The following is a 10,082-nucleotide window of genomic DNA, read 5'->3' as shown; positions in this document are numbered from 1 at the left end:
TGGGGGGCGCGGTGCTGGCGGTGTGGTGTGCCCATCAGGGGGTGGGTGGATGTGGCGTCCCGGGGGTTTGTGGGGTAATTGTGCGCCCCGCCCCCCCGTTTTGTGGGGGGGGGCGGTCCTGGATCTCACCGGGTTCCCCACGGCGGCCGGGTCAGCGGAAGACCTTGACCCAGTCACTGTCCTCGGAGGGCGCCAGGCCCCTGGCCCCTTCGAAGACGACCCGCCAGGTGCCGGAGGTGTACACCGGAACCTCCGTGGAGAAGCGCCCGTCACGACCGGTCTGGATCGTGTCGACGAATTCCCACTTGCTCCTGTCACCGGCGCGGAACAGCACCACGATCTTCTGCCAGCCCGCCGAGCCGGCCCACTGCGTCCTGCTGTCACCGCACGGGTTGTGACGGGTCGCGAAGCCGGTACCGCGCTCGTGCGGGTTGCAGTCCTCGCCAACCTGGAGCTGGCCGCTCAGCGAGATGCGCTGGAACTTGCGGGCCGGGTTGGGGTCAGCGTGGAAACCCGCGATGCGGGTCTCGGTGTAGGTCTGATTCGCGACCTTGGCCGACGCGGCCTGTGCCGGTGCGGCGACCGCGAGCGCGGAGACGCTCAGCGTCGCCGCTGCCAGTACGGTGGCGATGCGTCGCAACATATGCGAACTTCCTTCCCCGTTGAAAAACGCGTCCCATGACGGAACGCGCCTACCGTCAAAGACGCTTCAACATAAGGAAAAGTTGCCAGCAAAGTGGAATTACTCGATTTCAATTTGACAACAAATGCAGAGGTTTGTCCTATTTAGCACCCTAAAGTGGGCTTATGGGGTTGTCGGGTGGATGATGCTCCGCCTGGCGGCGTAGTGCCCCGTCCCGGCGAACCAGATCCGCCACTCCCCGGCCTCCGCTCCGGCGACATTCCGGATGAAGCGGCCCTGCGCGTCCGTGGTCGCGGAGGCCACGCTCTCCCAGGCGTCGCCGCGCGCCCGCCGGTGCAGGATGTCGACGGGCTGACCGGGAAACGGGGCGTAGTCCAGGTATCCCTGCGGATCGACCCGGTTCAGGACACCTCGGACCCGCACACCCGCGTCTCCCGCGACCGCCTGAACCGCGCTGAACCTGGTCTCCCGCCGCAGCCTGAAAACGGCGCGCTCGGTGGCCACGGCGCCGCCCGAGCCCCTGGCGGTCACGGTGACGGTCCAGCGTCCCGCGGGGTACCAGCGGGTCAGCTCCTTGTCGGGCAGGAACCTCCAGGTCTCCCATCCCCGCCCGGAGCGCCGCGCGCCCTCGGGCGCGAAGGCCCGCGCCATCCGCCTGCCCGCCACTCCCGCCACTCCCGCCGAGACCGGCGCGCCGGTCGGCGAGACGATGCCGGAGCCCTGCCCCTGCGGTCCTGATGGCTCGCCGCTCACGGGGGTCTGACCGGGAAGAGGAGGGGGAACCTGACCGGGAGGAGGGGTGGGGACCTGAGTGGGAAGAGGAGTGGGGATCTGATCGGGAAGGGGTTGCGGGACGGGAGCGGGGAGCGGGGCGGGGGCCTGCTCGCCGCCGGTCCCGGGAGACCCGCCCGGCTCGACCTCGATGGTCACCCCGTCCGGCCCAGCGACCCCCTTGGCGACCACCTCGATCACCAACCGCACCACCCCGACCGGCCCGACGACGGGGTCCTCGGGGGTCAGGGTCACCGAGCGGATCACCGGCCCCTCCCCCGGCTCCGCCTCGGCGGGCGCGGGCAGGGCTGCGGCCACCACCACCAGCAACGCGATAAGCACTCTCATGAACCAGGACGCTAGGAACAGCGCGGTAATGGCTGAGGAGCGGACACGCGCCCGATTGGGCAAAGGGCCCTCCGCCCGCGCCCGCGGTCAGATCGGGTACATGCCGTCGATGACCTCCGCGTACCTGGTGTGAATGACACGGCGCTTGAGCTTCAAGCTGGGCGTGAGCTCCTGGGTCTCCGGCGTCCACTCCACCGGCAGCAGCCGCCAGCGCTTGACCTGCTGGACGCGGGCGAGCCTCTCGTTGGCCGCGGCGACCGCGCCCTCGACCTCCTTGAGGACCTCCGGATGCTCGGCGAGCCCGGCCAGGGTGGTGAACTCGATGCCCCTGCCCCGTGCCCAGCCGGGGGCGACCTCGCCGTCGAGGGTGAGGATCGCCACCGGGTACGGCCTGCCGTCGCCGTACGCGAGGGCCTGGCCGATAAGGGGATGCTCCTTGAGGTGGCTCTCGATGTTGGCCGGGGAGATGTTCTCACCGCCCGAGGTGATGATGAGCTCCTTCTTACGGTCGACGATGCTGACGAAGCCGTCCTTGTCGAGGGTCCCGACGTCGCCGGTGTGCAGCCAGCCGTCCTCGTCCAGCAGCTCGGCGGTCGCCTCAGGGCGGTTGAGGTAGCCGCGGGTGTTCGCCGGACTGCGGGTGACGATCTCCCCGTCCTCCGCGATGCGGATCTCGACACCGGGCGCCGCCTGCCCGACGGTGCCGAGCTTGAAGCGGTCGGGGGCGTTCGCGGTGAAGGCGCCCGTCGTCTCCGTCATGCCGTACACGTCGAGCACGCGCAGACCGAGACCGGCGAAGAAGCGCTGGACCTCCAGCGGCATCGGCGCGGCGGCGGTGGCCAGCCAGCCCGCGTTGTCCAGGCCGACAAGTGAGCGGATGACCGACAACAGCGCGGCGTCGGCCCGCTCGTAGGCCTCGCGGATCCCGGGTGAGGGCGTCCGCCCGTACTGGCAGGCCTCGGCGTAGGCCAGGCCCGCCGCCATGGCCTGGCGCACCTGCTCCTGCTGCTCCTGCGGCTGGGTGGCCAGCAGCGCCTGCAGCCTGGCCATCATCTTCTCCCAGACTCGCGGGACACCGAAGAACAGCACCGGCCTGACCTGGCCGAGAACCGCGCCGAGCTGGGCGAGGTCGGTGCAGAAGTAGGTGTGGGAGATCTTGAAAAGCGGCAGGTAGAGGCTGAGCACGCGCTCGGCGATGTGCGCGTAGGTGAGATAGGAGATCTGGGTCCCCCGCTCGGGCACCTTGGCCATCCGGTCGGTGCCCACCACCTCGAAGAACACGTTGGCGTGGGTCAGCGGCACGCCCTTGGGGTTGCCGGTCGTGCCGGAGGTGTAGAGCACCGTCAGGACGTCGTCCGCGCTCACCTCGCGCCAGCGGGCCTCGACCGCCCCGGGGCCCCCGGCGAACCGCTCGCGGCCCAGGGCCAGGAAGTCGTCCCAGCCGACGAAACGGTCGCCGGGCGGGGCCCCCTCCAGCATGACGATCTTCCGGAGCCCGGGCAGATCGCCGAGGACCGGCTCCCACCTGGCCAGGTCCTCAGGGCCGCCCAGCACCGCGATCCTCGCACCGACGTCGTTCGCGACGAAGGCGACCTGCTCGGGGGCGAAGGTGGAGTAGACCGAGCACGAGACACCGCCCGCGTGCACCGCGCCCAGGTCGGCCAGGACGTGTTCGCTGCGGTTGACCATCATCAGCGCGACCGCCTCGCCGCGCCGCAGCCCGAGGGCCGCGAACCCCGCGGCGATCTCCAGGACCCGCCGCCTGGCCTCGGCGTAGGTCAGGGTCTCCCAGCCCCCCTCGACCGGGTCGGAGTACGCGGGCGCGTCGGCGTTGAGCTCGGCCGCCTCCCTCAGCTGGGCGCAGACGGTACGGCCCGCGATCTCCCGCTCGATCGCCGCACGCTCTTCAAGGACACCGGCCATGGACGCGCCTCCCGAAAGGGCTCACTTGCCTGAGTGAGAGGCATGCATCGCATCACACGGGATACCGGGGAACAAGACCTTCGACGAGAAGAAGCGCCGCGGTACGCGCCCCTCCGGCCCGACCCGACCGGAGAAAACACGTAGAGTTACAGTGCGATCACATCGCGACGCCGGGAGGCGACATGACATCGGGGACACGGGCTCACGGGAAGACCTTCTTCGGACATCCGCGCGGCCTCGCCACACTGTTCGGTACCGAGATGTGGGAGCGTTTCAGCTGGTACGGCCTGCGCGCCATCCTGGCCACCTTCCTGGCCGCCTCCCCCGCCATCGGCGGCCTGGGGCTGAGCAAGGGCACCGCCCAGGCGATCGTCGGCGTCTACGGCGCCCTGATCTACCTGGTCGCCCTGCCCGGCGGCTGGGTCGCCGACCGGATCCTCGGCGCCCGCAGGGCGGTGCTGTGGGGCGGCTTCGTCATCATGCTCGGGCACATCAGCATGGCGGTGCCCGCGAAGACCAATGTCCTCGTCGCCCTGGGCCTGCTGCTCATCATCGCCGGGACGGGACTGCTGAAGCCGAACATCTCCGCGATGGTCGGCAAACTCTATCCCGAGGACGCGGACGCGCGCAGGGACGCGGGCTTCTCCATCTTCTACCTCGGCATCAACCTCGGCGCCTTCATCGCCCCCATCGTGGTCGGCTGGCTCGCCGACGGCGACCGGTGGCACCTGGGCTTCGGGGCGGCGGCGGTCGGCATGGCCCTGGGCCTGGTCCAGTACGTGCTGGGCCGTTCCCACCTCAGGAACGTCGGCGACGAGCCGGGACACCGGCTGACCCCCGGTGAGCGCAGGCACTTCGGCCTCGTCTCGCTCGCCTCGGTCGTCGTGATCGCCGTCGCCCTGGTGCTCTGGGCGGCCTCGGGCACCCTCACCCTCGACGCTTTCGCCCTGGCGGTGACGGTGGTGATCGTGATCGTCCCGGTGGCCTACTTCGGCTACATCCTGCTCGGCAGCCACAACCTGACCCCGGAGGAGCGCGCCGGGATGCGCGCCTACATCTGGCTGTTCATCGCCGCCGCCATCTTCTGGATGATCTACGACCTGGCCCCGACCGTGCTGCTGTTCTTCGCCCAGGACCACACCGACCTGTCGCTGTTCGGCGTCCGGATCACCGCGGCGGCGACGCAGTCGTTCAACCCGCTGTTCATCATGCTCTTCGTGCCGGTCTTCGCGGCCCTGTGGGTCAGGCTGGGCAACCGGGTGACCGCCCCGCAGAAGTTCGCCTTCGCGCTGCTCATGATCGGGCTGAGCTTCGTGATCATGGCCCTGGCCGCGAGCCTCGCCGGAAGCGGAAAGGTCTCGGTGTGGTGGCTCGTGCTGGTCTACCTCGTGCAGGTCTTCGGCGAGCTGGCGCTGAGCCCGGTCGGCCTGTCGGTCACCACCAAGCTCGCCCCCCAGGCGTTCAAGGGCCAGATGCTCGGTGTCTGGTTCATCGCCGTCTCGGTCGGCGACGCGGTCGGCGGGCAGACCGGCAGGCTGAAGAACTACATGTCCGAGCCGACGTACTTCCTCGTCCTGGCCGCGATCGCCGTGGTCGCGGGCGTGCTGCTGTTCCTGTTCGTCCCGCGGCTGCGCACCCTGATGCGGGAGCACGACCACGTGGCCGACGGGACGTCACCGACGTAGTGGAAAACGCATAGAGCGGGTCATGGGATGATTTATTGGTGAACCAGCTGCTCGACCTCGTCGGAATCTTCGTCTTCGCGCTCTCCGGGGCCCTGGTCGGCGTCCGCAAGCGGCTGGACGTGGTCGGCATGGCCGTACTGGCGGAGATGACCGCGCTGGGCGGCGGGATCCTGCGCGACCTGATCCTCAACGTACGGCCCGCCGCCTTCTCCAGCACGGGGTACGTGCTCGTTCCGGTGGCCGCGACGGCGATCGTGTTCTTCTGGCATCCACACGTGGAGCGGGTGATGCCCGCGGTCAACGTGCTCGACGCGGCGGGCCTCGGCCTGTTCTGCGTGGTCGGCACGGAGAAGGCGATGAACTACGGCCTCAGCCCGCTGCACGCGACGCTGCTCGGGGTCACCACGGGGGTGGGCGGCGGCGTGCTGCGTGACGTCCTGTCCGGGCAGATCCCCAGCCTGCTGTACGACCGCCAGCTCTACGCGGTGCCCGCGACGCTCGGCTCTGCGGTGATGGCCACGCTCTACACCTTCGACCTGCACGGCTGGCCCGCCACGCTGGCCGCGGCCGTGTTCGCCTTCGGGCTGCGCATCGCCGCCATGCGGCTGCGCTGGCGCGCCCCGCTGGCCAGGGGCGTCGCCTCAGAATAGGGCGGGGCCCGCGTTCCCTGCGCGTCGCCTCGGGGTGGGAGGGGCCTGCGTTCTCCGGGACGGGGCGCCTTCACAGGGCCGGGGTGAGCGGCAGGGCCGGGCGGGTGCCGTACGGCCCCCTGACCCTGGCCTTGGCGATGCGGCCGACCGCCTCGGTGAGGACCTGCGGGGGCTGGGTGAAGGGCAGGCGCAACCTGCCCTCGAGCGTTCCGTCGACGCCGAACCAGGTGCCGGGTGCGAGCCGTACGCCGTGGCAGGCCGCCGCGTCCGCCAGCGTGCTGCCCGAGGGCTCGGGCAGCCGCACCCACAGTGCCCCCCCGCCCCGGGGCACGGTGAACTCCCAGTCGGGCATGTGCTCGGCCAGCGCGGCCACCAGGGCGGCCCTTGAGGCGGCGAGGGTACGGCGGCGCTCGGCCCTGGTCTCCTCGATGTCCTCGAACAGCCTGGTCACGACCAGCTGCTCGAACAGGGGACTGGCGATGTCCACGGCGGCGCGGAGCGCGGCCAGGCGGCGGACCATGGCCGCGCTCGCGCGGATCCAGCCGATGCGCAAGCCCCCCCACCACAGTTTGGAGGCCGACCCGACGCTGATCACCCTGCCGTCGGTGTCGAACGCGGCCAGCGGCGCGATCCTGGGCACCTCGTCGATGGCCAGCTCACTCCAGGTCTCGTCCACGATCAGCGTGGTGTCGCACTTCCTGGCCGCGCTCACCAGCCCGGCGCGGGTGGCGTCGTCCATCAGGTGCCCCGTCGGGTTCTGAAAGTCGGGGATGACGTAGGCGAGACGGGCGGCCGACTGGCGCATCGCGCAGGTGAGGAGGTCCAGGTGCCAGCCGTCGTCGGGAATGCCGACCGGGACGATCCTGGCGCCGCGCATCCTGGCCACGTCGATCATGTGCGGGTAGGTCGGCGACTCGATGAGCATCGGGTCACCCGGTGACAGCAGAGCCGTGGCCAGCAGGTGCAGCGCGTGCTGGGCGCCCGCGGTGACCAGGATCTGCTCGGGTCTGGTGGCCAGCCCGCGCGCGGTGTAGCGGGCGGCGACCGCCTGGCGCAGCGGCGCGATTCCGATCGGGGAGTAGCCTGCGCCGAGGGCGTAGCGCGGGTAGTGCTCGCCCGCGGAGGCGAGCGCCGCGGGAAGCGCCCTGGCCGCCAGGGGGACGGCGCTGTGCAGCGGCAGCAGCCCGTCGTCCTCCGCGGCGATCCAGGGGTTCTCCGCGCCCAGCGAGCCGGCGTCCGGCAGCGCCGTCCAGCTTCCCGCGCCCTGCCTGCTCTCCAGGTATCCCCGCTCGCGGAGCCGGTCGTAGGCGGAGGTCACGGTCGTGCGGCTGACGCCCAGCGCCTCCGCGAGATGCCGCTCTGCGGGGAGCCGCACCCGCACGGGCAGCCGCCCGTCGAGGATCAGTGAGCGCACGGTCTCGGCGAGCACCCTGTAGTACGGCTTGGCCTCCGGGTCGATCGCGACGAGGCGGGCGAGCTGGGTGCCACTCAGATACCGGTCCACACCAACCATCATAAGGCCATTTTTCGTGATTGGCCCTTTTGGTCGGACACAATGGCCTGAATGATTGGGCCACTATGAGCGAGCTTTCTCTTCCCACCCTGGGATCGTTCCCTGGCCGTCTCCTGCGCCTGTACTCCGGTCTGGCCCTCTATGGGGTGGGCGTGGCCCTGCAGATCGAGTCCCACATCGGCGGCAGCCCGTGGGATGTGTTCCACCAGGGGTTGGCCGTCCACATGGGCCTGTCGATCGGCGTCTGGACCATCCTGGTCGGCGCCCTGGTCATGCTGCTGTGGATCCCGCTCAGGCAGCGCCCTGGCGTCGGCACGATCAGCAACGTCGTGTTCCTTGGGCTCTTCGCCGACGCCGCCATCTGGCTCGTCCCGACCCCCGAACCGCTGGCCGCCCGCTGGGCCTACCTGCTGCTCGGCGTCGTCACCACCGGCGCGGCCACCGCCCTCTACATCGGCGCTGGCCTCGGCCCAGGCCCGCGCGACGGCCTGATGACCGGCCTGAACCGCCTGGGACTGTCCATCCGCCTGGCCAAGACGGCCATCGAGATCACGGTGCTGGCCGCGGGCTGGCTGCTCGGCGGGACCGTGGGGCTCGGCACCGTGGTCTACGCCCTGGCGATCGGACCGCTCACCCAGTTCTTCATGCCCCTGATGCGCCCCAAGGGCTGATCCAGGCGCCGCGGAGGCGTTAGCGTCGAGCACATGCGGATCGAGGACTACGCACTCATAGGCGACATGCAGTCGGCGGCCCTGGTCGGCCGCAACGGCTCCATCGACTGGCTCTGCCTGCCCCAGTTCGACTCACCCGCGTGCTTCGCGGCGCTGCTCGGCGACAAACACCACGGACAGTGGTGGCTCGGTCCCGCGGACGCCCAGCGCCCGGACGCGACCAGACGGGGATACAAGGGCGAGTCCCTGGTGCTGGAGAGCGAGTGGGACACCCAGGGCGGCACCGTCCGCGTCACGGACTTCATGCCGACGAGGCACGTCAACCCCGACCTGGTCAGGATCGTCGAGGGCGTGTCCGGCACGGTCGAGATGGCCACCGAGATCCGCATCCGCTTCGACTACGGCCGGATCGTGCCCTGGGTGCGCCGCACCGACGGCCTGCTGCAGGCCGTCGGCGGCCCCGACTCGGTGTGGCTGCACTCCCCCGTCCCGCTGCAGGGCGGCGACTACGCCCATAAAGCGAGGTTCCGCGTCGCCGAGGGCGACCGGCTGGCCTTCGTCTTCACCTGGCACCCCTCCCACGAGACCAGGCCCGTTGAGATCGACCCCTTCGAGCAGCTGGCGGAGACCGAGTCGCTGTGGGAGGAGTGGGTCGCGCAGTGCACCTACCAGGGCCCGTGGCGCGACGCCGTGGTCCGCTCGCTCATCACACTCAAGGCGCTCACCTACGCCCCCACCGGCGGCATCGTCGCCGCCCCGACCACCTCGCTGCCCGAGGACCTCGGCGGGGTCCGCAACTGGGACTACCGCTACTGCTGGCTGCGCGACGCCACCATGACGCTCGAGGCGCTCATCGGCGCCGGGTACCTGGACGAGGCGCGTTCCTGGCGGGCGTGGCTGCTGCGCGCCATCGCGGGCCGCGCGCAGGACCTGCAGATCATGTACAGCGTGACCGGCGAGCGCAGGCTGACCGAGCTGGAACTGTCCTGGCTGCCCGGATACGAGGGCTCCCGTCCCGTCAGGATCGGCAACGACGCGGTCACCCAGCTCCAGCTCGACGTGTACGGGGAGGTGATGAACTCCCTGTACCTGTCACGTGCCTCGGGCATGGAGCCGGACCACCGGGCCTGGACCATCCAGCGCGAGCTGATCGGATACGTGGAGACCCACTGGGACGAGCCCGACGAGGGCCTGTGGGAGGTCAGGGGGCCGCGCAGGCACTTCACCCACTCCAAGGTGATGTGCTGGGTCGCCCTGGACCGCGCCATCAAGCAGGTCGAGCAGTTCGGCAGGACGGGCCCGGTTGAGCGCTGGCGGGAGCTGCGCGAGCGGATCCACGCCGAGGTCTGCCACAAGGCCTTCGACGCCGGGCGCGGCACCTTCACCCAGTCGTACGGCTCCGCCGAGCTGGACGCCTCGCTGCTGCTGATCCCGATGGTCGACTTCCTGCCGCCCGAGGATCCCCGGGTCGTCGGCACCGTCGAGGCGATCCAGCGCGAGCTGATGGTCGACGGCTTCGTGCTGCGCTACCCGGTGGACGAGGTCAACGACGTGGACGGCCTGCCGGGGGGCGAGGGTGCCTTCCTGGCGTGCAGCTTCTGGATGGCCGAGGCACTGGCGATGATCGGGCGCAAGGAGGAGGCCGTCGAGCTGTTCGAACGCCTGCTGTCGCTGCGCAACGACGTCGGCCTTCTCGCCGAGGAGTACGACCCGCGCTACGGCCGCCTGGTCGGCAACTTCCCGCAGGCCTTCAGCCACGTCCCGCTGATCCACACGGCCCGCGCGCTGGGCTGACGAGCCGGCCCGCCATCGCCCACCACCGCCCGCCACCTGCGGCTCCTGTGGCTCCGGCGGCCCCGCAGATGGAACAGGTCCGGA

The 10,082-nt window shown here is 70.5% G+C and carries 8 protein-coding genes; 4 read left to right on the top strand and 4 right to left on the bottom strand.

Going from position 1 to position 10,082, the window contains the following annotated elements:
- Positions 1–151: 151 nt before the first annotated feature.
- The 3 genes from AB0395_RS42670 to AB0395_RS42660 all read right to left on the bottom strand — a co-directional run bounded on the left by AB0395_RS42670 (position 152) and on the right by AB0395_RS42660 (position 3,685).
- Positions 152–643, bottom strand: a complete 492-nt coding sequence (locus AB0395_RS42670; RefSeq protein ID WP_366292295.1) for a hypothetical protein — start codon at positions 641–643, stop codon at positions 152–154.
- 162 nt (positions 644–805) lie between these two features.
- Positions 806–1,762, bottom strand: coding sequence for a hypothetical protein (locus AB0395_RS42665; protein WP_366292292.1), 957 nt, complete (start codon positions 1,760–1,762; stop codon positions 806–808).
- A gap of 87 nt (positions 1,763–1,849) precedes the next feature.
- Positions 1,850–3,685 (bottom strand): AMP-binding protein, encoded by a 1,836-nt coding sequence (locus AB0395_RS42660; protein WP_366292289.1) that lies wholly within the window; start codon positions 3,683–3,685, stop codon positions 1,850–1,852.
- A gap of 182 nt (positions 3,686–3,867) precedes the next feature.
- Here AB0395_RS42660 and AB0395_RS42655 point away from each other — a divergent pair, with 182 nt between their 5' ends.
- Together AB0395_RS42655 and AB0395_RS42650 are read left to right on the top strand one after the other, a co-directional pair.
- On the top strand, positions 3,868–5,370 hold the full coding sequence (locus AB0395_RS42655; protein ID WP_366292287.1) for a peptide MFS transporter: 1,503 nt from the start codon (positions 3,868–3,870) through the stop codon (positions 5,368–5,370).
- 38 nt (positions 5,371–5,408) lie between these two features.
- On the top strand, positions 5,409–6,020 hold the full coding sequence (locus AB0395_RS42650; protein ID WP_366292284.1) for a TRIC cation channel family protein: 612 nt from the start codon (positions 5,409–5,411) through the stop codon (positions 6,018–6,020).
- A 70-nt stretch (positions 6,021–6,090) separates the two neighbouring features.
- On the opposite strand, the gene AB0395_RS42645 is transcribed toward AB0395_RS42650, so the two are convergent.
- Positions 6,091–7,533, bottom strand: a complete 1,443-nt coding sequence (locus AB0395_RS42645) for a PLP-dependent aminotransferase family protein (protein ID WP_366292298.1) — start codon at positions 7,531–7,533, stop codon at positions 6,091–6,093.
- A 65-nt stretch (positions 7,534–7,598) separates the two neighbouring features.
- Here AB0395_RS42645 and AB0395_RS42640 point away from each other — a divergent pair, with 65 nt between their 5' ends.
- Both AB0395_RS42640 and AB0395_RS42635 read left to right on the top strand, forming a co-directional pair.
- A complete protein-coding gene (locus AB0395_RS42640; RefSeq protein ID WP_366292281.1) occupies positions 7,599–8,204 on the top strand; it encodes a hypothetical protein in 606 nt (201 codons plus the stop codon).
- 33 nt (positions 8,205–8,237) lie between these two features.
- On the top strand, positions 8,238–9,998 hold the full coding sequence (locus AB0395_RS42635) for a glycoside hydrolase family 15 protein (RefSeq protein WP_366292278.1): 1,761 nt from the start codon (positions 8,238–8,240) through the stop codon (positions 9,996–9,998).
- The last annotated feature ends 84 nt before the right edge of the window (positions 9,999–10,082 follow it).

The organism is Streptosporangium sp. NPDC051023, assembly GCF_040689595.1.
In the GTDB taxonomy this organism is placed as follows: Bacteria; Actinomycetota; Actinomycetes; order Streptosporangiales; family Streptosporangiaceae; genus Streptosporangium.
This window is presented reverse-complemented; position numbering and strand designations above follow the sequence as displayed.

Excerpts from the sequence above, each read along its gene's own strand:
- AB0395_RS42670 (WP_366292295.1), bottom strand. The coding sequence starts at position 643 with ATGTTGCGACGCATCGCCACCGTACTGGCAGCGGCGACGCTGAGCGTC.
- AB0395_RS42665 (WP_366292292.1), bottom strand. The coding sequence starts at position 1,762 with ATGAGAGTGCTTATCGCGTTGCTGGTGGTGGTGGCCGCAGCCCTGCCC.
- AB0395_RS42660 (WP_366292289.1), bottom strand. The coding sequence starts at position 3,685 with ATGGCCGGTGTCCTTGAAGAGCGTGCGGCGATCGAGCGGGAGATCGCG.
- AB0395_RS42655 (WP_366292287.1), top strand. The coding sequence starts at position 3,868 with ATGACATCGGGGACACGGGCTCACGGGAAGACCTTCTTCGGACATCCG.
- AB0395_RS42645 (WP_366292298.1), bottom strand. The coding sequence starts at position 7,533 with ATGGTTGGTGTGGACCGGTATCTGAGTGGCACCCAGCTCGCCCGCCTC.
- AB0395_RS42640 (WP_366292281.1), top strand. The coding sequence starts at position 7,599 with ATGAGCGAGCTTTCTCTTCCCACCCTGGGATCGTTCCCTGGCCGTCTC.
- AB0395_RS42635 (WP_366292278.1), top strand. The coding sequence starts at position 8,238 with ATGCGGATCGAGGACTACGCACTCATAGGCGACATGCAGTCGGCGGCC.